At 70.3% G+C, this 23,790-nt stretch carries 26 protein-coding genes, 2 tRNA genes and 1 pseudogene; 7 read left to right on the top strand and 22 right to left on the bottom strand.

Annotated elements, in window-relative coordinates:
- Window positions 1-407 precede the first annotated feature (407 nt).
- The gene (locus tag O7632_RS11885) at window positions 408-626 is read left to right on the top strand and encodes a hypothetical protein (RefSeq protein WP_278114016.1); all 219 of its coding nucleotides are present in this window, start codon (window positions 408-410) and stop codon (window positions 624-626) included.
- A gap of 72 nt (window positions 627-698) precedes the next feature.
- Here O7632_RS11885 and O7632_RS11880 read toward each other — a convergent pair whose 3' ends face one another.
- The 6 genes from O7632_RS11880 to O7632_RS11855 form a co-directional block, all read right to left on the bottom strand.
- Window positions 699-1,496 carry a carbon-nitrogen hydrolase family protein gene (locus tag O7632_RS11880; protein WP_278114014.1) on the bottom strand — a complete coding sequence of 266 codons (798 nt, stop codon included), beginning with the start codon at window positions 1,494-1,496 and terminating at the stop codon, window positions 699-701.
- An 89-nt stretch (window positions 1,497-1,585) separates the two neighbouring features.
- Window positions 1,586-2,875 carry an ATP-dependent Clp protease ATP-binding subunit ClpX gene (gene clpX, locus O7632_RS11875; protein ID WP_278114013.1) on the bottom strand — a complete coding sequence of 430 codons (1,290 nt, stop codon included), beginning with the start codon at window positions 2,873-2,875 and terminating at the stop codon, window positions 1,586-1,588.
- A 209-nt stretch (window positions 2,876-3,084) separates the two neighbouring features.
- A complete protein-coding gene (locus O7632_RS11870) occupies window positions 3,085-3,747 on the bottom strand; it encodes an ATP-dependent Clp protease proteolytic subunit (protein WP_278114012.1) in 663 nt (220 codons plus the stop codon).
- 11 nt (window positions 3,748-3,758) lie between these two features.
- Entirely contained in the window at window positions 3,759-4,403 is a 645-nt protein-coding gene (locus O7632_RS11865; RefSeq protein WP_278114010.1) for an ATP-dependent Clp protease proteolytic subunit, read from the bottom strand.
- 167 nt (window positions 4,404-4,570) lie between these two features.
- Entirely contained in the window at window positions 4,571-5,917 is a 1,347-nt protein-coding gene (tig, locus tag O7632_RS11860; RefSeq protein WP_278114007.1) for a trigger factor, read from the bottom strand.
- Between the two features lie 165 nt (window positions 5,918-6,082).
- Window positions 6,083-6,156, bottom strand: a tRNA-Pro gene (locus tag O7632_RS11855).
- Between the two features lie 237 nt (window positions 6,157-6,393).
- On the opposite strand from O7632_RS11855, the gene O7632_RS11850 reads away from it, so the two are divergent.
- Window positions 6,394-6,467 (top strand) — tRNA-Gly (locus O7632_RS11850).
- A gap of 171 nt (window positions 6,468-6,638) precedes the next feature.
- On the opposite strand, the gene O7632_RS11845 is transcribed toward O7632_RS11850, so the two are convergent.
- Both O7632_RS11845 and O7632_RS32220 read right to left on the bottom strand, forming a co-directional pair.
- Window positions 6,639-6,764, bottom strand: a complete 126-nt coding sequence (locus tag O7632_RS11845) for a hypothetical protein (protein WP_347403566.1) — start codon at window positions 6,762-6,764, stop codon at window positions 6,639-6,641.
- Window positions 6,765-6,857: 93 nt separating this feature from the next.
- The gene (locus O7632_RS32220; RefSeq protein WP_347403565.1) at window positions 6,858-7,082 is read right to left on the bottom strand and encodes a hypothetical protein; all 225 of its coding nucleotides are present in this window, start codon (window positions 7,080-7,082) and stop codon (window positions 6,858-6,860) included.
- 184 nt (window positions 7,083-7,266) lie between these two features.
- Between O7632_RS32220 and O7632_RS11835 the strand changes: the two genes are divergently transcribed.
- Entirely contained in the window at window positions 7,267-7,581 is a 315-nt protein-coding gene (locus O7632_RS11835) for a CPCC family cysteine-rich protein (protein WP_278114004.1), read from the top strand.
- A 172-nt stretch (window positions 7,582-7,753) separates the two neighbouring features.
- Here the strand turns inward: O7632_RS11835 and O7632_RS11830 are convergent.
- From O7632_RS11830 to O7632_RS11815, 4 genes and pseudogenes are all read right to left on the bottom strand, one after another.
- Window positions 7,754-8,148: pseudogene (locus tag O7632_RS11830) on the bottom strand (DUF2637 domain-containing protein); the annotation flags it as partial.
- A gap of 215 nt (window positions 8,149-8,363) precedes the next feature.
- Window positions 8,364-8,504, bottom strand: a complete 141-nt coding sequence (locus tag O7632_RS11825) for a hypothetical protein (RefSeq protein WP_278114002.1) — start codon at window positions 8,502-8,504, stop codon at window positions 8,364-8,366.
- 58 nt (window positions 8,505-8,562) lie between these two features.
- Window positions 8,563-8,718: a hypothetical protein gene (locus O7632_RS11820; RefSeq protein WP_278114000.1), complete on the bottom strand. Its 156-nt coding sequence runs from the start codon at window positions 8,716-8,718 to the stop codon at window positions 8,563-8,565.
- A gap of 52 nt (window positions 8,719-8,770) precedes the next feature.
- Window positions 8,771-9,100 carry a hypothetical protein gene (locus O7632_RS11815; RefSeq protein WP_278113998.1) on the bottom strand — a complete coding sequence of 110 codons (330 nt, stop codon included), beginning with the start codon at window positions 9,098-9,100 and terminating at the stop codon, window positions 8,771-8,773.
- A gap of 474 nt (window positions 9,101-9,574) precedes the next feature.
- Between O7632_RS11815 and O7632_RS11810 the strand changes: the two genes are divergently transcribed.
- The 3 genes from O7632_RS11810 (at window position 9,575) to O7632_RS11800 (ending at window position 12,404) form a co-directional block, all read left to right on the top strand.
- Window positions 9,575-10,765: a helix-turn-helix transcriptional regulator gene (locus O7632_RS11810; protein WP_278113996.1), complete on the top strand. Its 1,191-nt coding sequence runs from the start codon at window positions 9,575-9,577 to the stop codon at window positions 10,763-10,765.
- Window positions 10,766-10,789: 24 nt separating this feature from the next.
- Window positions 10,790-11,260 carry an NUDIX hydrolase gene (locus O7632_RS11805; RefSeq protein ID WP_278113994.1) on the top strand — a complete coding sequence of 157 codons (471 nt, stop codon included), beginning with the start codon at window positions 10,790-10,792 and terminating at the stop codon, window positions 11,258-11,260.
- Window positions 11,261-11,825: 565 nt separating this feature from the next.
- Window positions 11,826-12,404: a hypothetical protein gene (locus tag O7632_RS11800; protein ID WP_278119912.1), complete on the top strand. Its 579-nt coding sequence runs from the start codon at window positions 11,826-11,828 to the stop codon at window positions 12,402-12,404.
- 99 nt (window positions 12,405-12,503) lie between these two features.
- Here O7632_RS11800 and O7632_RS11795 read toward each other — a convergent pair whose 3' ends face one another.
- Window positions 12,504-12,710 (bottom strand): tautomerase family protein, encoded by a 207-nt coding sequence (locus O7632_RS11795; RefSeq protein WP_278113993.1) that lies wholly within the window; start codon window positions 12,708-12,710, stop codon window positions 12,504-12,506.
- Between the two features lie 25 nt (window positions 12,711-12,735).
- Window positions 12,736-13,494 (bottom strand): SDR family NAD(P)-dependent oxidoreductase, encoded by a 759-nt coding sequence (locus O7632_RS11790; RefSeq protein ID WP_278113991.1) that lies wholly within the window; start codon window positions 13,492-13,494, stop codon window positions 12,736-12,738.
- A 103-nt stretch (window positions 13,495-13,597) separates the two neighbouring features.
- Between O7632_RS11790 and O7632_RS11785 the strand changes: the two genes are divergently transcribed.
- Window positions 13,598-14,464, top strand: a complete 867-nt coding sequence (locus O7632_RS11785) for a helix-turn-helix transcriptional regulator (protein ID WP_278113989.1) — start codon at window positions 13,598-13,600, stop codon at window positions 14,462-14,464.
- A 92-nt stretch (window positions 14,465-14,556) separates the two neighbouring features.
- Here O7632_RS11785 and O7632_RS11780 read toward each other — a convergent pair whose 3' ends face one another.
- The 8 genes from O7632_RS11780 to O7632_RS11745 all read right to left on the bottom strand — a co-directional run bounded on the left by O7632_RS11780 (window position 14,557) and on the right by O7632_RS11745 (window position 23,777).
- The gene (locus O7632_RS11780) at window positions 14,557-15,681 is read right to left on the bottom strand and encodes an aminotransferase class V-fold PLP-dependent enzyme (RefSeq protein ID WP_278119989.1); all 1,125 of its coding nucleotides are present in this window, start codon (window positions 15,679-15,681) and stop codon (window positions 14,557-14,559) included.
- 29 nt (window positions 15,682-15,710) lie between these two features.
- Window positions 15,711-17,051 (bottom strand): oligosaccharide flippase family protein, encoded by a 1,341-nt coding sequence (locus tag O7632_RS11775; protein WP_278113987.1) that lies wholly within the window; start codon window positions 17,049-17,051, stop codon window positions 15,711-15,713.
- The gene (locus O7632_RS11770) at window positions 17,048-18,244 is read right to left on the bottom strand and encodes a glycosyltransferase family 4 protein (RefSeq protein WP_278113985.1); all 1,197 of its coding nucleotides are present in this window, start codon (window positions 18,242-18,244) and stop codon (window positions 17,048-17,050) included. Before O7632_RS11770 ends, O7632_RS11775 begins: the two co-directional genes overlap by 4 nt.
- Window positions 18,241-19,503, bottom strand: a complete 1,263-nt coding sequence (locus O7632_RS11765) for a glycosyltransferase (RefSeq protein ID WP_278113983.1) — start codon at window positions 19,501-19,503, stop codon at window positions 18,241-18,243. The genes O7632_RS11770 and O7632_RS11765 overlap by 4 nt, the downstream gene beginning before the upstream one ends.
- A 49-nt stretch (window positions 19,504-19,552) precedes the next feature.
- The gene (locus O7632_RS11760) at window positions 19,553-20,572 is read right to left on the bottom strand and encodes a sulfotransferase (RefSeq protein WP_278113982.1); all 1,020 of its coding nucleotides are present in this window, start codon (window positions 20,570-20,572) and stop codon (window positions 19,553-19,555) included.
- Window positions 20,572-21,405 carry an FkbM family methyltransferase gene (locus O7632_RS11755; protein WP_278113981.1) on the bottom strand — a complete coding sequence of 278 codons (834 nt, stop codon included), beginning with the start codon at window positions 21,403-21,405 and terminating at the stop codon, window positions 20,572-20,574. The genes O7632_RS11760 and O7632_RS11755 overlap by 1 nt, the downstream gene beginning before the upstream one ends.
- 72 nt (window positions 21,406-21,477) lie before the next feature.
- Window positions 21,478-22,476 carry an NAD-dependent epimerase/dehydratase family protein gene (locus tag O7632_RS11750; protein ID WP_278113979.1) on the bottom strand — a complete coding sequence of 333 codons (999 nt, stop codon included), beginning with the start codon at window positions 22,474-22,476 and terminating at the stop codon, window positions 21,478-21,480.
- Window positions 22,476-23,777 (bottom strand): nucleotide sugar dehydrogenase, encoded by a 1,302-nt coding sequence (locus O7632_RS11745; RefSeq protein WP_278113978.1) that lies wholly within the window; start codon window positions 23,775-23,777, stop codon window positions 22,476-22,478. The genes O7632_RS11750 and O7632_RS11745 overlap by 1 nt, the downstream gene beginning before the upstream one ends.
- Window positions 23,778-23,790 lie beyond the last annotated feature (13 nt).

Below are 23,790 nucleotides of genomic sequence, written 5' to 3'. Positions count from 1 at the left end.
AACCGGCCCACTTCGTCAACCGAAGCTCGGCCCGGCTCCTGCCGGCTTCCTACCTTACCCGGTTGGTTTCGCGAACTCAAGTCCGGCTTGCCGGCGATCCGCACCACCCGGTCCAGTCTGGTTCGGTGGTCACCCACCCCATCCTGGCGCTTGCGGTTCCGGCCGTTTTGTCCGTGTCCCGCTTGCAGAGAGAAAGTTACGCGGCTTGCCGCTCGAACGCAAATTGATCTTGAAAGACCGGGTCGAGTCCGACAAAGTCGCAGCTCACCGACGTGTGGGCACCCACCACGCGCCCTGATGCCGCAGCCTTCAGCCCTAACCCGACGTAGTCGCGCCCGCAGCCGGGTCCCAGCGGAGGGCGATCAGCTGGGCCCCCACCGACGGGCGACCCGTGCCAGAGTGGCGTCATGACTGTCGAAGGATCGCCGCTCGCCATCGACGCGATCTCCGCGCTGCTCCTGCCGTTCTGGCAGCTGGTGATCGGCGCGGTGGTCGTACTCGCGGTCGTCGTCTCGATCCATCGGCTGGCCCGACGCGGTCGGTCGCGGATGACGAACGCCCTGCTCGTGCTCGGCGGAGCGATCATCGGCCTGGCGATCATCGGTGTCCTGACCTCGACCTGGTGAAATGGCCGCGCAGCCGGGCTGAACCCGAACCGGCACCGTAAAGAAGACGCTCAGGCCGCCGACCGCGCCGTGCTACAGACGGCGGTTGGCCAGGCTGGGCAGTTCGCTCCGGATCGTCGCCAGCCGAGCCAGATCAAGATCGGCAAGCACGATCCCCACGGTGTCCGGGGCCTGCGCCACGACGGTTCCCCACGGATCCACCACCATGCTGCGGCCGTAGCATGTGCGATCGGGCTGGTGCTCACCGATCTGCCCGGCGGCGAGCACGTAGCACTGGTTCTCGATCGCCCGGGCTCGGAGCAGGACCTCCCAGTGATCCCGCCCGGTGTGGGTCATGAACGCCGCCGGCACCACCAGAACCTGTGCTCCGCCGTCGACGGCCAACCGCCGGTACAACTCGGGAAACCGCAGGTCGTAGCAAATGGACAGGCCGATCCGGACACCCTCGCACTCCACCACCACTAGGTCGGTGCCCGGCGCGACGTTGCGCGACTCGTGATAGGAGACCCGGCCGGGAATCTCGACATCGTAGAGATGGATTTTCCGGTAGGTACCGACGAGTTCGCCCTGCCGGTTGAACATCAACGAGGTGTTGTAGGTCCGTCGCTGGTCGGGGCCACGCTCATGGTACGACCCGACCAGGACCCAGATGCCCAGCTCCCGCGCGGCGGTGGCGAAGTAGGTGCCGACCGTACCGTCGATCGGTTCGGGGTCCGGCAGGCCGGCAGCGGTGCCGAGGTAGTCGACGTACTCCGGCAGGACGGCGAGGTCCGCTCCGCCGGCAGCGGCCGCCTCCACCAGCTTGCGAGCGGTTGCCAGATTGGCGTCCTGGTCGTCCCGACTGTTGAGCTGACAGACCGCCACACGCACGAGATCACCTGTTCCTTCGGCCGTGGCCCGAGGCGCCGGGCGGCGGGGTCATCAGCGGACGATGGAGCCGATGCCTGAACCGACGCCGACTACGCCGACTTCTCCTCACGGTCCCTGCGGCGACGGCCGGTGAACTCCCGGGGCACGATCGTCGGATTGACATTTTCCAACACGGCTTCCCGAGTAATCAACACGCGGGCCGCGTCCGGATTGCTGGGCACCTCGTACATGACGGAGAGCAGGACCTCTTCCAGGATGGCCCGTAGCCCGCGCGCGCCGGTGCCCCGCAGCATCGCCTGGTCCGCGACCGCCTCCAAAGCAGCGGGTTCGAACTCCAACTCGACGTTGTCTAGCTCGAAGAGCCGTTGGTACTGGCGTACCAGGGCGTTCCGGGGCTGGGTCAGGATCCGCACCAGCGCCTCACGATCGAGGCTGCGCACGTTGGTGATCACCGGCAGCCGGCCGATGAACTCGGGAATCAGCCCGAACTTGAGCATGTCTTCCGGCATGACCTGGCTGAAGATGTCATCGGTCGAGCGTTCGGACACCGCCCGCAGTCGGGCACCGAAGCCGGTGCCGCCCTGGCCGGTGCGGGCCTCGATGATCCGGTCCAGTCCAGCGAACGCCCCGCCGAGGATGAACAGCACGTTGGTGGTGTCGATCTGGATGAACTCCTGATGGGGGTGCTTACGTCCACCCTGCGGTGGGACGTTGGCGACCGTACCCTCGAGGATCTTGAGCAGCGCTTGCTGGACGCCCTCGCCGGAGACGTCCCGGGTGATCGACGGGTTCTCCGACTTGCGGGCGATCTTGTCGACCTCATCGATGTAGATGATCCCGGTCTCGGCGCGTTTGATGTCGTAGTCCGCCGCCTGGATCAGCTTGAGCAGGATGTTCTCGACGTCTTCCCCGACGTAGCCGGCCTCGGTGAGCGCGGTGGCGTCGGCGATGGCGAACGGGACGTTGAGCATCCGGGCAAGGGTCTGCGCCAGGTGTGTCTTGCCGCAGCCGGTCGGCCCGATCAGCAGGATGTTGGACTTGGCGACCTCGACCGTGTCGTTGGCCCCGGGAGCGCCAGCCGCGTCGGCCTGGATGCGCTTGTAGTGGTTGTAGACCGCGACCGCGAGCGCCTTCTTGGCGTGGTCCTGGCCGACGACGTAGGAGTCCAGGAACTGGCAGATCTCCATCGGCTTGGGAAGCTCTTCCCACTTCACCTCGCCGGACTCGGCCAACTCCTCCTCGATGATCTCGTTACACAGATCGATACACTCGTCGCAGATGTAGACCCCGGGGCCCGCGATGAGCTTCTTCACCTGCTTCTGCGACTTGCCGCAGAAGGAGCACTTGAGTAGGTCGCCGCCGTCGCCGATCCGTGCCACCTACGTTCTCCCTGCGCTCTCGGCCGGTCACGCCGGCCCTGGCCTAAGGACGGTCTGCCTCGTCAGTGGGACATCTGCTGCCGGTCAGCCCCGTCAGACGGTGCATCTCGACGTTACCCGCTACCGGGTCAAACTCCGACCCCCAAAATCGGGTGTGTCAGAGGTCGGCCAGTCTACTCATCGACCGGCCGGCCTCCGACCGCCCCGTGTCAGCTGGCCGAGCTGGCCGCCAGCAGGCCCTTCTTGCGGCTGGTCAGGATGGTGTCGACCAGCCCGTACTCACGGGATTCCTCGGCAGTCATGATCTTGTCACGGTCGATGTCCTTGCGGACCTTTTCGACCGGCTGGTTGCAGTGCCGGGACAGCATGTCCTCCAGCTGCGTCCGCATCCGCAGGATCTCCCGCGCCTGGATCTCGATGTCCGAGCCCTGGCCGTAGCCGCCCTCGGTGGCCGGCTGGTGAATGATGATCCGGGAGTTGGGCAACGCCATCCGCTTGCCCGGCGTACCCGCCGCCAGCAGGACCGCTGCGGCGCTGGCCGCCTGACCCAGGCAGACCGTCATGATGTCGGGGCGGACGTACTGCATGGTGTCGTAGATCGCCGTCATCGCGGTGAACGACCCGCCCGGCGAGTTGATGTACATGATGATGTCCCGGTCCGGGTCGGTCCCCTCCAGGGTCAGCAGCTGGGCCATCACGTCGTTGGCCGACGCGTCGTCCACCTGTACGCCGAGGAAGATGATCCGGTCCTCGAAGAGCTTGTTGTACGGGTTCGACTCCTTGATCCCGTACGAGGTCCGCTCCACGAACGACGGCAGGACGTACCGGTTGTGCACCGGAGCGAACCCGGGCGGCATGGTCAGGTCAGTCATCGTCGCCTTCCTCAGTTGCGGGTGCCAGCGCCGGTCGGGACCTGCGTGGCTCCAGTGATCACCCGGTCGATGAATCCGTAGTCGAGCGCCTCGGCCGCCGTGAACCAACGGTCACGGTCCGAGTCCGCCTCGATCTGCGCCGGTTCCTGCCCGGTGTGGAACGCCACCCGTTCCTGGAACATCCGCTTGGTGTACAGCATCTGCTCGGCCTGGATGGCGATGTCGGAGGCGGTACCGCCCATGCCACCGGACGGCTGGTGCATCATGATCCGCGCGTGCGGCAGGGCGTACCGCTTGCCCGCCGCGCCGGCGCAGAGCAGCAACTGGCCCATCGAGGCGGCCATGCCCATCGCGATGGTCGCCACGTCGTTGCTGACGTACTGCATGGTGTCGTAGATCGCCATGCCCGAGTAGACCGAACCGCCCGGCGAGTTGATGTAGAGGTTGATGTCCCGCTCCGGGTCCTCGGCCGCCAGCAGCAGCAACTGGGCGCAGATCCGGTTGGCCACCTGGTCGGTCACCTCGCTGCCGAGGAAGATGATCCGCTCCTTCAGGAGCCGGTTGAAGACCGTGTCGTCGAGGTTGCCACTGAGTGAGTCACCGCCGCGGGCCTCGCTCACCCGGATGGGCATAGCTGGGATGTGCAGATCGGTCATGGCAGCCCTTCGCTCTCCGTGCGTCGTTAGCCCGACATTAACCGTTGGGAACGGGCCGGGCGCCGTTCTCCAGGTGCTGTTCGCTCACAGCGCAGGTCGGTGTCCCGAACTCCGGCGGCGGTTGTCCGCCGGGCATCGTGCCCGGCGGACAACCGCCGCCGCCGTACTCAGTGACCGTGGTCGTGCTCGGCCTCGCTCGCCGCCCGGATCGCGTCGATGCTGACCGGGTTACCCGCCGCGTCCTTGATCGAGACCCGCTCCATCACCAGGCCCAGCGCCTTGCCGCGACGGACGTCGCCGTAGACCGCGCCAGCCGCGCCCGAGCGGGCCAGCTGGTCGTAGTACTGCTGCGGCGCCATGCCGGCCCGCTGCGCCCGGTGCACGATCTCGTGGCCGAACTCGTCGTCGGAGACCTGGACGTCCTCGGCGTCGGCGAGCGTGTCCAACAGAAGTTGGATCTTGACGCCCTTGCTGGCGGCCTCGGTCAACTCGGTGTCGATGTCCTCCTCGGTCCTGCCCTCGGAGGCGAGGTAGTCCTCCCAGGAGGCACCGATCCGCTCCAACTGGTCGGTCATCGCCTGCTTGCGGTGCTCGACCTCCTCACGGACCACGCCCTCGGGCGCGGGCACCCCGGCGGCCTCGACCAGTTGGTCCAGCGCGTTGTCGCGGGCCGCGTAGATCTGCTCGACCCGCTTCGCCCTCTCGACGCGCTCGCGCAGGTCGCCACGGAGCTCGTCGAGGGTGTCGAACTCGCTGGCCAGCTGCGCGAACTCGTCATCCAGCTCGGGCAGCTGCTTCTCCTTGACGGTGCGTACCGTCACCGCGACGTCGGCGTCCCGGCCGGCGAAGTCGCCGCCGACCAGCTGGGTCACGAAGCTCGTCGACCCGCCGGCGGCCATGCCGACCAGCACCTCGTCCAAGCCGGGGAGCAGCTGCTTGCTGCCGACCTCGTGGGAGATGTTGGTGGCCGAACCGCCTGGAACTTCCTCGCCGTCGACCGTCGCCGCCAGGTCGATCTGGACGTAGTCGCCGTCCTGCGCGGGTCGCTCCACCGTCTTGAGGGTGGCGAACCGCTCACGCAGCCCCTTGATCTGCTCGTCGATCTCGCTCTCGTCGATCTGCAGCTCGTCGACGGTGACCTCGATCGCCGACAGGTCCGGCAGGGTCAGCTGCGGCCGTACGTCGACCTCGGCGGTGAACTTGAGCGGCTCGCCGTCCGTGAACTCGGTGATCTCGACCTCCGGGCGACCCAGCGTCCTGACCTCGTGCTCACGCACCGCGGCCAGGATGTTCTGCGGGATCGCCTCCTGCACGGCCTCGTTGAGCACCGCGCCCCGGCCGACCCGCTGGTCGATGACGGCGGCGGGTACCTTGCCCTTGCGGAAGCCGGGGATGGTGACCTGCTGGGCGATCTCCCGGTACGCCTTCCGCAGGCTCGGTTCGAGCTCGACGAACGGCACCTCGATGGCGAGCCGGACCCGAGTCGGGCTCAAGGTCTCGACGGTGCTCTTCACAGGCGTACTCCTTGATGCATGTCAGTCTTGTCCGGTCGTCGCTGTCCGCTCCGGGCCACTCCCGGAAGGGTCCGCCCGGCACATGGCTGTCGCACAGCCCATCGAGTGTAGGCATGGCGAAACGCCGGACATCCTGCGCCCGGCGCCTGTGCCGGCGGCTCACAGTCGGGGTGGCGGGATTTGAACCCACGGCCCCTCGCTCCCAAAGCGAGTGCGCTACCAAGCTGCGCCACACCCCGTGGCGTCGCTCAGTCTATGCGGTCGGCCAAGTACCACGCCGCCCGGTATCCGCCCCGACGCGCGGAGCGCTCCGTGGCCTCTGGCTAAACCCGTCGGCGGGCGCGGTCCGACCGCAGGTCCACCACCCCAGCGGTCCGGAGGACCACCGGCCGCGGCATCCGCTGGTGATACCCCCGTGCGGCACACCGACGACAACTTGTACGCTAGACGCCGTGACCCCGGCCGCCGGGGCGCGCGCGGGCGTAGCTCAATGGTAGAGCCTCAGTCTTCCAAACTGATTACGCGAGTTCGATTCTCGTCGCCCGCTCCAGACGCTCCGCTCCAGGTCAGCGGCGCTTTCCGGCGACCGGTGACCACTCTCCCGGTCAGCCCTTGTCGATCTTGCGGGCTATCCGCGTGCCGCTAGCTCCGGCCGAGCCCTTCGGCGTGCCGTCCGGAGCACTCGTCTGCCGGCCCGCAGGACGCGGCAACCCAGCGGTGATCACCCGGTCATGCCGGCCGCGATCTCCCGATCCCGCTCGCTGTTGGCATGCTGGTAGATCAGCGCCGCCCGCATGCTGGCGTGCCCCATCCGGGACATCAGGTCACGGGTACTCGCACCCGTCACCGCCGCCAGGTTGTTGCCGGTGTGCCGACGCCGAGGCCACTCGTCCCGCTCTGTCGGGGTGAGCTTGCCGCGTAGGTTCGATTCCGCCAGCGCTTAGTCGACTTCGACGATCGCCGCGTCCAGGTCGGCGACCTGCGCCGCCCGCGTCCGGATGCATCGGTTCGTAGGCCAGGGCATGGCGTTCGAATTCGAGGTGCGCCCGGAGCTGGACCAGCGACAGGACGTCCTCACCCGGCTTGTCGGGTGCCAGCCTTCCCGGATCTGCTGGATCCGCAGCCGTCGGCCGCGTTCCGCGCACGGCTTGCACTTCGCCGCCAAGGTCGCCCAGCAGGGGACTTCGACGATATCGGTGGCCGGTCACGGTGTCGGTGCGGCGCAGCACCACCGGCCGTACGCACACCTGATGCTGCTCCGCCAGCTGCCGTAGGGCGTCTTTGGCCAGGGGTTGGAAGCCTCATCGGTCGGACTCCGATCGGGAGATCGGCATGGCACGCTGCCGGGCATGACGGCTGATCAGGGACCGTTCGTCAACGTGTTCCGAGGTCCGGAGCACGGTCCGTACGCGTGTCCGTGCTGCGGCTACCTGACGTTGGCTGAGCGTGGTAGCTACGAGATCTGTCCGGTGTGCTTCTGGGAGGACGACGGCCAGGACGAACACGACGCGGCTCGGGTGCGCGGCGGCCCCAACCGAGGGCTGAGCCTGCTCGATGCCCGGAAGAACTTCGCCGCGATCGCCGCGAGCGATCGCCGCGACCTGAAACACGTACGACCGCCACGACCCGAGGAGCATCCGCCGGCTGGTCACGACGGCACCTGACCTGCTGGGGCACCGTTACGGGTGGAGAGACACCCGCCGCGACGGGCACCACAGCGGTCCGAACGGGCGCCGCCGGTTGCGGCAGCGTAGTCCGTGTCGACCTGGTCGACGTTCGCCGACTGCTGGTTGTCCGGCTGGTCGACACCGGCCGGGACCGGGGCGGGGCGGGTTTGGTGGACAGGACGAGCTTCGACAGGCCGAGAAACGCCAACGCCGGCACCGCCGACAGCAGCCAGCCCGAGATCCCCGGTTTGGCGACGGCGAGTTGTGCCGCCAGGGAGAGGCAGACCGCGCAGACGAGCAAGAACATCGGATAGGCGACCGGCCCACCCGTACGACGCCGCCGCCGGATCGTCAGCGACGCGGCCAGTGGGATCAGTTCGGAGATCGCGGCGTTGGCCCAGCCGAACCACTCCCCCGTACCCGCCGGGGAGTTATCCTCGTCCACTCGTGCACGTGGGTGAACGACGCCGCCCCCGCCAGACCACCGACGACGAGCAGGATCACCACCAACAGCACACCTTCCGCCCGCTCCGCGCTGGTCGGTCCACCGGTCGAGGCCGTCACGCGACTACCCCCGGCCCGCCACCAGCGCCGTTGTCGGTGTCGTCGAGGTGCCGATAGGTCCGGAGCCCAGCCCACGAACGTGGTCGTCGGACAGGAAGGCGAACCGAACCCGGACGGGTTCCCGGACACCGTCAAGGACGACGTAGCCGACCCCCGGGAAAGCTCCGGAATCCGGTCGCCGGTGAGTGATGGTTGTCCCGTCACCGCCGGGTGCCTCAGGTCTGCCGGTTCGGCCATTGTCGCGGTAGGTAGCCGTACCGGCCGAAGACCCGCAACGCGATCCGCCGCCGGCCGGCAGTCCGACCGGCCGCACCCCGGACACCGGCCGTCACGGTCAGGTCCGGGATGCCGGTCAAGCAGCCGCTGCGCAGCACGCAGCTCGACATACGGCGGCGGGCGGCGCATGGCGGCGGTTCAGTTCCGGTCGGCTGCCAGCAGCGACGCCCGCGCCATCACCAACGCGTGATCGCCCCACGTACCGTCGAGGTTGAGCTTCAGACCTTCGAGCCAGATCCACTCGTCACTGTCCGGCCGGTTCGTGATCAGCCGTACGCCGGTCAGCCGCATCACGACCGGACCGTCCGCCGGCCGATACCGATCCGTCGGTCGCAGTCGGATCGTGTCACCGAGTCTGACCCGGATGTCGAACGCCACGGTTACCCTCCATCCTCGCCCCTGCCGGCGTCATCCCCGACGCCGATCGTTGTCCCCCGGCCGGCGGCCGCCGGTCGTGGACGACGATCCGACGCAGCCCCGCCCGCCGGACGAACACCTCCCGCCGCTCCACCGCCGAACCCGTCGCATCCAGCACGTAACCCGTCAACCAACACCAGCCCATGTACGTCTGCTCCTTCCGGATCGCGGTCACCCGGAAGATCAACGCCCGGTCACCGGCGAACTGCACCGACGCCGCAGCACCGATCCGCAGCACATCCCCCACCTTCAGATCCATCACCGGGCCACCCCCGAACGGTTGGATGGGCGCCCGAGCCGGGCGGGGATCAGCAGCCCCCACGTGCACCGCTGTCGGGATCAGCGGCACGGCCAGCACGCCACCTACCCAGCACCCAGCCCGGCGCCCTGTCTCAATCACCCGGCCGCCGCCGCAGGCGGTACGGGTCGTCCCGGTGCCCAGCTCACGCCACTGGCCCTTCCCGAACCGGATCAGTACACACACGACCGACGCGCCAACGCCTGTCCGCGATCCGCACCCTGGCGACGTCTGGAGGCCGGTCCGTCGGGTGAGGTACTCCGCCCGGACCCAGTGCGGGAGGCGGTAGCTGTTCGGGTTGTGCTCGTTCATGGACACAGGCTGTGGCACAACTGGCCCCGCAACCCGGAAAATCGTTCCGGGTTACCACAGCCACGGCGCGGGAGGGTCATCACCATGCGTGGGAAGAACACTTCACTTACCATCGGCGAACGCGTGGCCTGGTATCGTCGCCGCCGTGGTCTCTCCCAACAAGTCCTGGCCGGACTTGTCGGCCGTACGGCGGACTGGCTCGGCAAGGTCGAGAACAACCGGATCGACCTCGACCGGCTGTCAGTGATCACGGCCCTCGCCGATGTCCTTGACGTCGGACTCGGTGACCTCCTGGCCGAACCAACCCTGCTGGAGTGGACAGGCGACAGCGGCACCAGCACCGTCCCCGCCCTCCGGGCAGCGCTCACCGACTACCACGCAGTCACCCAGCTCGCCGGGAGCGGCAGCCGTGACGAGGCACCCGACACGGCAGACCTCCGACGCCAGGTCGACGACCTGTGGAGCGCCTACCAGGGCTCCCGGTTCGGCTACGTCACCAGCGGTCTACCCGCGCTGATCAACAACGCACACGCGGCAGTCGACGGAAGCGACGGCGCCGACCAGGACCAGGCCCGCCAGCTGCTCGGCCTCACCTACCAACTCGCCGCCACGCAGCTCACCAAACTTGGAGAAGCTGACCTCGCGTGGATTGCCGCCGACCGCGGATTAACCGCCGTACGGCCCACCGGCGACCCCGTCATCATGGGTTCCCTGTTCCGTTCGGTGTCCCACGCGCTGCACTCCACCGGCCGATACCGCGAAGCAGTCCGCCTCACCGAGGACGCAGCCGCCTACCTCGCCCCGCACGTTGGCACCACCGCCAGCCCGGCTCTGCTCTCCGTCTACGGCACGCTGATGCTCGCGGGATCGATGGCCGCAGCCCGGTCCGATGACGCAAGCACCACCAGGACCTTCCTGACTGCCGCCGAAGAGGCCGCCGCCAGACTCGGGAACGATGCCAACCACCTTTGGACAGCATTCGGCCCCACCAACGTCGCCATCCACCGGGTAGCCACCGCCGCCGAACTCGGAGACATCCAGGTTGCCGTAGACCTCGGACCGCGCATCGACACCAGCGCACTACCGATGGAACGCCGGATACGCCACGCCCTGGAAGTCTCCCGCGCCCTCAGCTCGTGGAACCGCACCGACGAGGCACAAGCCATCCTCCTCGACGCCGAGCAGATGGCACCCGAACAGGTCCGCCACCACTACCTCAGCCGGCAACTCGCCCTCACCTGGGTACGCCGCCAGCGCGGCAAGCCCTCAACTCAACTCGTCGGCCTCGCCCGCCGGTTGAACGTGCTGGACTGACCCACCCCGTCTACCCTGCCAAGGGTGACCGAGCCCGAGACACCGCCCATGGCGACCCCACGCGTTGCCGCTGGCGCACTCTTCTTCGACGACGCCGGCCGCATCCTCCTCGTACGGCCTGCCTACAAGAACCACTGGGACATCCCCGGCGGCTACGTCGAGCCCGGCGAGTCACCCCGCGCCGCATGCATACGCGAGATCGCCGAGGAACTCGGACTCACCGTTGAAGTCGGACGCCTCCTGGTCGTCGACTGGGCACCCGCGCCCGCCGAAGGCGACAAGCTCCTCTTCATCTTCGACGCCGGCACCATGAGTGCGGACGACCAGGACCGGATCATCTTCAAGGATCGAGAGGTCACCGAGTACCGGTTCATCGCTCCGGACAGCCTCGACAGCTACGGCCCCGATCGCCTGACCCGGCGAATCCGGACAGCCGTAACCAACCGAACCGGAAAAGGCAACAGCTACGCAGAGCACGGCATCGGATCACACTGAACCCGCTGCTTCACGAGTCTCTACGACAGACAACACCCGATGCGGCCCCAACCGGCCCCAGCCGACCGATGCGGCATCGGCCCCAGAAGATGCACGACGGCCGTGACGATCGCGGGGGTGGTCGGCCTCGATGTCGAGGGTAGGGCGATCGGCTGCGGGCCGCTTTGCGGCTAGGTCGGCGGCGGTTCCCGAGACCGGTATCCACTTCCTGGTAAGCCCTTGTCGATCTTGCGGGCCATCGCGTGCTACACCGCAGTGCCTATTGACGTCTTCCGGGGCAGACGTAATCGGTGGGAAACGTCCCGGCCCACCTCCGGCGGACGTGGGCCGGAATGATCCGGTGGGCCGGGTCGTTGTGCATGGTCACGACGCTCACCAGCGCCCCGCACCCGACGGTGACGGTGCCCCCGACGGTGCCGGCCGGCGAGTGAGCGTCCGGCGACCCCCGCATCATCCCCGTACCACCCGGATGACCGTTTACCCGCGCGCCCCGACCCCCGGTCCGGGCCCGCGCCCCCCGGAAACGGAAGGTGGACCCCCCATGACCACGATCATCACCCGTACCCTGCGTACCAGCCTGCGGAACACCGCCCTGGGCATCGCCGGTCTGACCCTGGCCGGCGGGGCGATCGCCGCCCCCGCCCTGGCCGCCGAGCACGCCCCGACCGCCCTGGCCGCCCCCGTCGCCGCCGCGAGCGTCGACAACGACAAGCTGATCCCGCACGGTGTGCGGGGCGAGCAGTCCCGGATCGACCTGTCGGGCGAGCAGACCGACAACGTCAAGGGCATCATCGCCGCGACGAAGAAGGCCGGCATGGACGAGCGGGCCGCCGTGGTGGCGATCGCGACCGCCCTGCAGGAGTCGAAGTTGGAGAACCTGGGTCACCTGGGTGACCGTAACGACCACGACTCGCAGGGCCTGTTCCAGCAGCGGCCGTCGTCGGGCTGGGGCACGGTGGAGCAGATCACCGACGTCGAGTACTCCACCACCGCGTTCCTGACCGGGCTCAAGCAGGTGGACGGCTGGCAGGACATGGCGTTGACCGAGGCCGCGCAGGTGGTGCAGGTGTCGGCGTACCCGGACCACTACGCCCAGTGGGAGACCCAGGCCGCCGAACTCGTCGCCCAGCACTGGAACAGCTGACCCACCGCCAGACGGGCAGGACACACGAAGGGCCGGACCCCGACCACCGGGGCCCGGCCCTTCGACGCATGTTCAGCGGCAGCCGCTACATCACGTCGGTCAACTGCGGCCGAGGAGCTCGGCGTCGAGGATGGTGCCGCCCAGGCTCCAGCCACCATCGGTCACCTCGTCGACGATGACCAGGGTGGTCGGCCGGGCGCGTTCGCCGTACACGGACACGAAGGCATCCGTGACGGCGTCCTGCAGCTTCTTCTTCGACTCCGCGGTAAGCGTGTCGGCGGGGACCTTGAGGTTGGCGTACGGCATGGCGTTTCCTCCTGACAGGGGTGGGTCAGCGGGCGTGCGGGTCGGCGGCGTTGAGGGTGGCCACCACCTGGTCGTAGTCGCCGCGTACCTCGGCGTACCGCAGGAATTTGACCCGGTCGACCAGGATCTCGTCGGCGTTCGGGTCGGCCTGGATCAGGCTGACGACCTCGTCGGCGAACTCGTCGAGCGGCATCGCGAACTCCGAGGTCTCCTGCCCGGGCAACAGCGCGGTCCGTACGGAGGGTGGAACCAACTCGATCACCTGGACACCCACTGGCGCCAGTTGCAGCCGCAGCGTCTCGCTGAGCCGGTGGATGGCGGCCTTGGTGGCGTTGTAGGTCGGCGTCACGCGCAGCGGGACGTGCGCCAAGCCCGAGGAGACGGTCACGATCGCGGCGCCGGGGCGGGTCCGCAGGTGCTCGGTCAACGCGGCGATCAGCCGGATCGGGCCGAGCAGGTTGGTCGTGACGACCTGTTCGGCGTCGGCGAGGAAGCCGGCGGTGGTCCAGTCCTCGGCACGCATGATGCCGGCCATCGCGATCAGGACGTTCAGGTCCGGGTAGCGCTCGACGACGCTCGCGGTCGCCGTCGCGACCGACTCCGGGTCGGCGATGTCGATGGGTACGGTGCCGAATCCGTGTTCGGCGGCGAGCGCGTCGAGCAGGGCGGTGCGCCGCCCGCCGACGATCACGGTGTTGCCGTTGGTCTGCAGCCGCTGGGCCAGGGCGAGCCCGATGCCGGAGGTGGCACCGGGCACGAAGATGGTGTTTCCGGTCAGGTTCATGCCTCCACCTTCGGCGCCGCGTACCCCCGGCGGCAGAGACCCGGTGATCGGGGGACCGGCGATCCCTGGTTGCGCCGGCCCCGCGCGTCGCAGGATGGCAGGCATGGATCGTGCAGGGCTGGCCGACTTTCTCCGCCGTCGTCGTGCGGCGCTGCGTCCCGCCGATGTCGGCCTGGTGTCGGGTCAGCGCCGACGTACGCCCGGGTTGCGGCGCGAGGAGGTGGCGGCGTTGACCGGGATGTCGGTCGACTACTACGTACGGTTGGAGCAGCGGCGGGGGCCGCAGCCGTCGGAGCAGATGCTCGCCGCGCTCGCCCGTACGCTGCGGCTGACCGCTGACGAACGCGATCACCTGTACCGGCTGGTCGGCCACAACGCGCCGCGTCGGACACCCGAGGACGGGCATGTGGCTCCGACCTTGCTTCGGGTGCTGGACCGGATGGCGGACACTCCGGCGCTGATCCTGTCGTCGCTCAGCGAGGTGCTGGTGGCGAACCGCCTGGCGGTGTCGATCTTCGGTGATCCGGCGTCGCGGACCGGTTTGGCCCGCAGCGACGTCTACCGCTGGTTCACCGACCCGGCCGCCCGGTCGGTGTATCCGTCGGAGGATCACGACCGGCAGGGCCGTAGCTTGGTCGCTTCGCTGCGGGTGGCGTACGGCGCGGCGGGCCCCGGGTCGCGGGCCGGCGAGTTGGTACGGGCGCTGTCAGCCGCGTCGGGTGAGTTCCGCGCGCTCTGGGAGCGGCACGAGGTGGCTCGCCGGTTCGCCGACCACAAGACGCTGGTGCATCCCGAGGTCGGCGACATCGAGGTGGACTGTCAGGCGCTGTTCACCGAGGACCAGGGGCAGGCGTTGCTGGTGCTGACGCCTCGGCCGGGCAGCGAGGCGGAGGAGAAGATCCGGCTGCTCGCGGTGCTCGGGCATCAGGACTTCGCGGGTACGGGTACGGAAACGGTGACGGCCCGATAGCGCGAACCTCACTGCGTCGTGCCTGGTACGGCGGTCCGCCGTCCGCCGTCCGGACGCGCTCCGGCCCGGTCGGACTTAGGTTCCGACCCCGGTCAGCCCAGGATCACCCGGAGCGCGTCGACGACCCGATCCTGATCGGGCTCGCCTAGGTCCGGGTGGATCGGCAGGGACAGCTCCTCGGCGTAGTAGGCCTCCGCCGTCGGGCACTCCCCTCGCCGGTAGCCGAGGTCGGCGAAGACCGGATGCCGGTAGACCGGCAGGTAGTTGACCTGTACGCCGATGCCCGCCGCCCGCATCCGGTCGTAGACCTCGCGTCGCCGGCCGTCGAGTACGCGTACCGGGTAGAGATGCCAGACCGGGTCGACCCAGGGCCGCCGCTCGGGCAGTCGCAGACCCGGCAGGTCGGCGAGCAGTTCGTGGTAGCGGGCGGCCAGCCGGGCGCGGTCGGCCTTGAACCGGGGCAGCCGGGCGAGCTGGTTGAGCCCGAGCCCGCACAGCACGTCGGAGAGTCGGTAGTTGAGGCCGAAGCTGTGCACCTCCTGGTGCCAGCCGCCCTCGTCGCGATCGCGCAGCCGCCGCGGGTCGCGCACCATGCCGTGGCTGGCGAACCGGCGTACCCGGTCCAGCAGGTCCGGGTCGGTGCCGGTCACCGCGCCGCCCTCACCGGTGGTGAGGTTCTTGGTCGGGAAGAACGAAAAGGTGGTCAGGTCGGCGAGCCCGCCGACCGGCACGCCCCGGTACGTCGACCCGATCGCGTGCGCCGCGTCGTCGATCAGCAGCGCGCCGGCATCAGCCGCCACCTTGCGCAGCTGACCGTACTCGGCGGGATGACCGGCGTAGTCGACGGCGGTCACCACCCGGGTCCGCGAGGTCACCGCCGCTTGTACGGCGGCCGGGTCCAGGTTGCCCGTCGCGTCCTCCACGTCGGCGAAGACCACCCGCGCGCCGTGCAGCGCGGCGGTGGCCGCCGTCGCCACGAAGGTCAGCGGCGTGGTGATCACCTCGTCGCCGGGGCGCAGGCCGGCGGCCGCGTACGCGGTGTGCAGCGCGGCGGTGCCGGAGCTGACACTGACGCAGCCGACCCCACCGAGGTAGGCGCCGAGTTCGGTCTCGAACCGGCGTACGGTCGGTCCGGCGGTCAGCCACTCGGTCCGTACGGCGGCCGCGACCGCTTCGGCGTCGGACTCGTCCAGACAGGGACGCCCGTAGGGAAGCATCGACATCACTCCATCACTGGGTGGGTAGGTCACACTCTGCTGAGCGGGGTGGCCGGCTGAGATCGCGGGTCGTCGACTCCTCCCTGGCGGGCGTCGACGGAGGCCTCGGACAGGGGTCCGTCCGGTCCCTGGTCAGGGCTGATCCGGCGGATCAGCAACAGCCAGGACGACGCTGAGATCCCGGCGTACAGCGTCACGCAGGTGACCGCCGCGCCGACCGCGCCCCACAGCTGTACGGCCAGCAGGAACAGCGCCAACGCGACGGCGCTCCAGGCCAGGCCGAACAGACCGACCGCGCCCATCCGGCCGGCGCCGAGCAGTGCCCGGCTGGCCACCGCGTACGGCACGAACGCGATCTCGGCGACCAGCAGCACCGCCAGCAGCGGTCCGGCGTCGGCGAACTCGGCACCGAGCAACGGGATGATCACCAGCCAGCCAACCAGCCCGGTCACCGCGCCGACGGCGGTCACCGCGACCGCGGTCACGGCGACCGTGCGCGCCGGACGCAACGGGCCGGACGCGATCGCGGCGTCCCGGTTGACGAGCTGACCGATGGCGTTCGGCACCATTCTCGGTACCTGGCCGAGGGTGGACGCCACCGAGTAGACGCCGACCGCCGCCGCACCGGTGAGCGCGCCGAGGACGTAGCGGTCCAGTCGCAGCGCCAACGCCAGTCCGAGGGTGAGGCCGAGTGCACGGCAGCCCTGACCGAGCAGCCGCGACAGTTGGCCTCGGGTCGGGGCCTGGAAGCAGAGCAGCCCGGCGTCCCGTAGCGCGACGACCTGGGCGGTCGTCGCCGCGAGCATGCCGGCTCCCTGGCCGAGCAGCAACGACCAGACGTCGGGTGCGACGAGGACCGCGACGAGCAGGCCGAGCCCGCCGCCAAGCGTGGTCGCCATCGCCCAGAGACTGCCGGCCCGGAACAGACCGGCCGCGTACCAGCCGTCGGGTAGTTGGGTGTGGGCGACGTACCCGCAGGTCAGCAGGGCCAGCGCGAGCAGGTAGCGGGGGTCGGCGAGCGCCGGGTCGATCAGCGGCGCGGACATCGTCGACACCGCGACGGCGAGTACGGCGGCGCCGGCTGTCGCCGCCGCCGACCACCAGGTGTAGCTGGCCACCAGATCGCGTCGTCGGGTGCCGCCGGCCGCTGGCAACGCCGAACGCAGCTGCGGTCCGGTGCCGAGTCCGGCGAGCAGCGGCACGATGCCGGCGGTGGAGACACCGAGCACCATCAGCCCGCGTCCGTGCGGGCCGAGCACGCTGGCGGCCAGCAGCGCCGCCGCCATGTTGCTGCTCATCTGGACGGCGCTGGAGCCGGTCAGCAGGGCCAGGGTGGACCGCCGGTCGCGGGCCACCGGGTCACGGATCACCGGGTCTCGGCCCGCCGGCTCTCGGCCCGCCACAGCGACCGCCACTGCGCGGCGGCGTGCCGGGTCTGGAACGGGGAGGTCACGAAGCTCCCCTGGATCCGGTCGCGGTCGGCGGGAGTGCTGCGGGCGGCGCGGGTCACCTCCTCGGCCCACCGGTGCGGTCCGGCGGAGAGGTCGACGAGGGTGAGTCCGTCGACGTACCGGGACGCCTCGCGCAGGCAGGGCAGGTTGGTGGCGACGACCGGCAGGCCGGCGGCGAGCGCTTCGAGCACCACGCCGGGCAGCCCTTCCCAGTGGGAGGGCAGGACGAAGACGTCGGCGGCGGCGAGTACCGAGGCGATCTCGTCCACTTCCCCGCCGAGGATGACCGTCGGATCGTCCGGCACGTCCGGGTGGGCCGACACCACGTCGTCGACGCCGGACGGGCCGACGATGAGCAGCCGGACAGCCGGCGATTCGGTCCGGGCCCGGACCGCACGGTGGACGTCGACCAGGAACGGCCGGTTCTTTTCCGGGGAAGCCCGGCCGATGTAGCCGATGACCACGTCGTCGGGGGATATGCCCCACCGCTGTCGCGCCGCCGCCCGGTCCCCACCGGCGACCCGGGTCGCGTCGACGCTGTTGTAGAGGATCCGGCAACCGGCCATGCCGACGCGACGGCCGGCGTACGCCATCGCCGCGTCGCTGACCGCGACGATGTCGGTGGCGACCAGGCGCAGTAGGCGGCGCAGGACGGCGCGCAGCAGCCGACGGGCGACGGTGTCGCGGCGCCCGTCCCCCTCGCTCCACATCCGGGCGATGCGTACCGGCACGCCCGTCGCGGCGGCCACCGTCAGCACGACCGCGCTGAACAGGCTGATGTGCGACACGACGACGTCGACCCGTCGCTGGCGTAGGCAGCGCCGCAGCCGCCACGGGAAGGTGACGGCCGGGCGTTGCGGGACTTCGACGACGTCGGCGCCGGCGGCCCGGAACCGTGGCGCGAGGCTACCTTCCCGTCCGCCCATGGTGACGAAGGTCTGTCGGACCTCGTCGGCCGGGATCGCCCGGCACATGTCGAGGGAGAGCGTCTCCGCGCCGCCCCGGTCCAGGGTGCCGATGACGTGCACCACGTGCACCGGTCCGTACGATGCCGACGGGTCGGAGTCGGTCGCGGAGGACCCCGCCGTGGCCGGGGCGGCTGGCTGGATCACGCGAGACTCCTCGTTGCCGCGCCGGCCCGGCCGCGCTGGCCGGTGCCCGGTCCGGTCCGCTTCCGAGTCGGCTGGCCGGTACGTTCGGCGGTCGCCTCGGCGACGGCCCGGTAGTAGGCGTTGCGTCGGGCGGTCAGCAGGTCGGCCGAGAAGTCCCGGGCCCGGCTGAGGTTGCGGGCCGAGTCCGCCGCCATCCGCTCCGGCTGGTCCAGTAGCGCCGCGATCGCGTCGGCCCAGCGGCCGGGATCGTCCGGCGGGACGAGCGAGCCGGGCGGCAGCAGTTCGGGAATGCCGCCCACGGTGGAACCGATCGCGGGCAGGGCCCGCGCCATCGCCTCGATCAACGCGCGGGGCATCCCCTCGGTGCGCGACGGCATGACGAACAGGTCGGCGGCGTCGAGTTCGCGGCGGACGGCGTCGCCGCCGGGCAGCGCGCCGGTGAAGACCACCCGGTCGGCGACGCCGTACCGGCGGGCCAGGTCGACCAGCTCGGACCGGTAGCGGCCGTCGCCGATGTGCACCAGCCGGACCGCCCGGCTGGTGGCCGTCAGGGCGGCGAGCGCGGCGATGACGGTGTCGATGCCCTTGTACCGCTGCTCCAGCGAGCCGACGGAGATCAGCGTGGTGGGACGGCGGGTTGGTGCGGCGGGTCGGGCGGTGTCGACGTACGCCACCGGGGCGAGGTCGACGTCGGAGACCGCGACGTTCACCGCGCCCGGCGCGGTCGGGTATCGGGACTGCAGGAACCGGTCGGTGACGTAGGCGGCACCGACGGCGGACCGGCATTGCCGGCGCAGCCGGTCGACGTACAGCCGCCGCAGGACGGGCCGCAGCGGGTGGTCCACCACGCCGGGGGCGAACAGGTCGGACGGATCGCCGACGACCTCCATCGCGTACGGCAACCGGAGGCGGTCGCGGACGGCGGCGAGGATCGTGCCGATCGGTGACGGTGCGCGCAGGATCACCGCGTCTCGCGGGCCGGCGGACGCCCGGACCGCCCGGCCGATCGCCGCCCGGTGGGCCAGGTAACGGTAGGGCCCGAGGTAGTACGGCACCGGCCAGACCTCGACGTCGGGTCCGTCGACCCGTTTCGCCTCGGCGGCCGGCTCGGCCACGTCGCGTACCCGGGCGACGGCCCGGACCTGGTCGAAGGCGGTCAGATACCCGCTCCAGAACTGGTGGTCCTGGCCGGTCTGGGTCCAGATCGCGCCGTCCGGGGTGCGGGTGAACCGCGCCTCGATGGTCACCACCACGCGCATCGGCCCTCCTCAGGCAGCTAATAGAACATTAAGGTGGTTAATGCTCAATCTATACTTTTTGCCGTTGTGGGAGCCGCGATTCGGCAGCATCGGTCCGCGACGGCACGGACAGGACCGGCAGCGGGCGGTGGTAGCCGTACCGGCGCAGCAGTGGCGCGCACAACCCGGTGACGGTCCTGCGGGCGGCGACCGGCAGCGCCGTACGCCACGCGTCGTCGACCCGAAGCGTCGTACGCCCGGTGGTGAACCGCATCCGGTTGCCGGAGACGCTGTGCAACTCGCTCAGCTCCGCCTCCCCTTCGGACAGGTAGGACAGGTCGACCCCGGTCGCCGGCAGGCCGGCGAGTCGGCTCAACGTGACGACCGCCGCCTGCGGGTCGGCGAGGAACTCCTCGTACCGCATCCGGTGCACCAGCCGTCCGGCGCCGGCCCCCCGGCGCCGCCGGCCAAGCCGGGTCAACAGGTCGTACGCCGCGTTGTGCCCGCTCCAGGTCAGCGCGCACCGGGCCGCCGGAAACATCGGGACCGCGACGTCGGTGCCGGACTCCGGGTCGTGCACCCGCCGCGTCCACGAGTACGCCACGCCCCTCGGGTCCCGCACCAGATGCAGAATCCGCAGATCGGCCGGTCCGGCCCAACGCAGGCAGTACGCCAACGCGGTGTCCTTGGACGAGTCGACGACGACCCGCGCCCCGGTCACCACCGCGGCGGCGGTGTAGACGCGCGCGTGGTAGTCGACGTACTCGCGCACCCGGGACCGACGCCGGTGACCGAGCCACGGCGCGGCCAGCGACCCCACGTGCCGGGTACGGCCAACGGTGTCGCGCAGCCACGAGATCCGGTCGAGGTCGACGTTGTCCCACCCGCCGAACGCGTACTCGCCGATCCTGCTCCACAGCGGACAGCTGCGGAACGGGACACCGCAGCCGCACAGCCGGTTGTCCCGTACCCCGTTGTCCCAGACCTGCGCGACCTCGCCCAGCCCGCACACGCCGGGCAGTTCGTTGAGCACCCGTTCGAGCAGGGTGCTGCCGCTGCGGCCGATGCCGCCGATGTAGAACAGTCGCATCAGCGCCTGCCTCGGGAGGCGTACACGTAGTACGGGATCCACGGCCGGGGGTCGGCCGGCCGGGTGGTGATCGTGTATCCGGCATCGTGCAGCAGCGCCTGGACCGGGACGAACGTCCGCATCCAGGCGTCGGCCGGGCCCTCGGCCTTGAAGTCGTGGCAGGAGACGACGAGATTGTCGACGACGTCGAGCACGTCGCGGGACCCCTCCAGCACGCTCAGCTCGGCGCCCTCGATGTTCATCTTGAGCAGGTCGACCCGGTCGACTCCGCAGCCACGCAGGATCTCGTCCAGCCGGCGACCGGCGACCTCGATCCCGCCGGTGCCGTCCTGGCTGATCCCGTTGCGGATGTGGCCGAGTGCGTCCTCGTCGATGCGGACCGTCGCGGCCTCGTCGACCACCGCGCATTCCAGCAGCGTCACGTTGGACAGCCGGTTCAGCTCGACGGTACGACGTAGGCAGCGGAACGTGCGCGGATGCGCCTCGATGCTGAGCACCCGGCCCAGGTCACCGACCATCCGGGAGAACAACCGGACCTCGGTACCGACACCGGCCCCGATGTCGACGACAGTGTCCCCGGGACGTGGCTGGTAGCCGTACAGGAAGGTATCCCGGACCACCTCGTCCTCACGCTCGGCGGACAGCCCGCCCAGCTCGGTGTTGACCACCGTCCCGCCCCGGTACCGGTGGATCCAGGTGTCGTCCTCGTACCGCACGACGCACCGCGAGCGGGCCCGCAGCGACAACACGATCCCGCCGAGCCCGGCGATGATCCGGGGGTCGACCCGGTCGTCGACCGCGTCGAGGATCCTGCGACGCAGACTCACCGCCATGGCAGCACCTCCCCTTCGGTCCGGTGCGGACTCACCCACATGGCGGCACCTCCCCTTCGGTCCGGTGCGGACTCACCCACATGGCGGCACCTTCCCTTCAGAGACGGTCGGTCGGTCGTGGTCGCGGTACCAGGCGAAGGTCCGCCCGACGCCCTCCTCCAGAGCGACCGCCGGCTGGTAGCCGGTGAGCCGGCGCAGCAGGCCCAGGTCCGGACAGCGCCGACGCACCGAGCCGGCGGGTGCCGGTTCGGGCCGCAGGCTCGCGTGGCTGCCGGCGGTACGCAGCACCAGCTTCGCCAGGTCGGCGATGTTGGTCTGCTCGGTGTCGTCGCCGACGTGCACGATCCGGCCGGCGGCCTCCGGGGTGGCCATCAGCCGGACCACTGCCTCGACGGCGTCGTTGACGTAGCAGAAGGCGCGGTACTGGTCGGCGCCCGGCACCCGGAACGGGTCCTCGCCGCGCAGCGCCCGCAGGGACATCTCCGGGACGACATGGTCGGCGCCCATCCGGGGCCCGTATACGTTGTGGAACCGGCCGACCACGGCGTGCGCGCCGACCGCCCGGGACCCGTGCAGCACGGCGGCCTCGCCCAGCAGTTTGCTGGTGGCGTACGCGAACCGGGGTGCCGTCACGTCGGCCACCATCGCCGGGACGTCCTCCCCGGTCGGTACGGCGGCCACCCCGGCGTCGACCGCGCCGGCGTACACCTCGCTGGTGGAGCTGAAGAAGACCCGGTCGGCGGCGCCGATCCAGTCCATCAGGTGCAACGCGACGAGCGCGTTGATCCGGACCACCCGAGCCGGGTCGGCCTCGACGTTGCGCACCCCGACGACGGCGGCCAGCAGGTAGACCTGGTCCCAGTGGCGGGGCAACGCAGCCCAGGTCGCGGCCCTGGTGAGGTCACCGGCGACCACCTCGACCGCCGGGTCGGCGCAGACCCGGGCGAGGTCGGCGTCGTCACGGCCCCGGGAGAAGTCGTCGACGATGGTGACCGAGTGGCCGTCGGCGACCAGCCGGCGCACCAGGTGCAGGCCGATGAACCCGGCACCGCCGAGGACCAGCGCGCGCATCACACCAGCTCCCGGCTCGCTCGGTAGCCCAGGCTCTCGTAGTGCGCCCCGGCCGCCCGTACCGACTCCTCGTCGAGGATCCGCCACGAGTCATAGACGAACCGGACCCTGGTGCCGGGCAGCAGCGTCCCCACCGGCAGCCCCCGGTAGTCGGGGTGATCGTTGAGCAGCAGGACCGCGTCGGCCTCGCTGAACGCCTTGTCGAGGCTGACCGGCTCACCACCGTGGGCTCGGATCACCTCGTCGGCCACCAGCGGGTCGTGGCCCAGCACCCGCAGCCCGGCCCGGTCGAACGCCGGCATCATCGTGACCACCGCCGCACCGCGCATGTCGTCGGTGGGTGGCCAGCCCTTGTACGCCCAGCCGAGTACGGCCAGGGTCGCCCCGGCGGTCGCGCCACGCAGCTGCCGCAGCCGCCCGACGACGGTCTCCGCCACCTGCGTCGGCAACTGCTCGTTGCGCTGCCGGGCGGCGGCGACGAGGGACGGGGTGTGCGCCGGTGCGCTGGCGGCGAACAGGTACGGGTCCTTGGACAGGCAGCTTCCGCCGACGAAGCCGGGGCGGGCCAGGTCGGGTCGGGGGTAGTCGTGGTTGGCGGCCCGGACGACCTCCAGCGGGTCCACGCCGTGCGCCCCGGCGAGCAGGGCGATCTCGTTGCCGTACGCGTAGATCAGGTCGGTGTGGCAGTTGTTGGCCAGCTTCACCAGTTCGGCGGTCTCCAGGCTGGAGACGGGGACGACCTGCCGGGCGAGCCGGCCGAACAGCGCTTCCCCGGCGCGTCGGCTGTCGTCGTCGAGACCGCCGACCACCTGCGGTAGTTCGGTGAGTTCGCGCAACGCCTGCCCCTGGATGGTGCGTTCGGGTGCCATCACCAGCCGGGCCCTGCCCCAGGCTTCGATCAGCGCCGGCAGGACGATCCGCCGGCTGGTGCCGACCGGTACGGTGCTGCGGACCACGACCAGGGTTTCCGGTCCGCAGTGCCGGGCGATCTGGGTCGCGGCGGCCGCGATGTTGGTCAGGTCCGGCTGCCGGGTGTCGTCGCGGACCGGGGTGGACACGCAGATGACGGCCGCGTCGAGGCCCGGTGGAAGCGTCGGGTGGACGAACAGCGTCCGGCCGAGGGTGTCGCGCAGCACTTCGGCGAGGCCGGGTTCGTACAGGTGGACCCGTCCGGCGGACAGGGCTTCGCGGACCCGCGGCTCGCTGTCGACGCCGTGCACCTCGAATCCGTTGCGGGCCAGGCCGGCCGCCAGGGTCAGCCCGACGTAGCCCATTCCCACGATGCCAATTCGATTGACCATTGTCGCTCCTTGT

Origin of the sequence: Solwaraspora sp. WMMD406, from assembly GCF_029626025.1 — a bacterium.
In the GTDB taxonomy this organism is placed as follows: Bacteria; Actinomycetota; Actinomycetes; order Mycobacteriales; family Micromonosporaceae; genus Micromonospora_E.
Note: the sequence above shows the minus strand (reverse complement) of the source record. Positions and strands in the feature narration are given on the sequence as shown.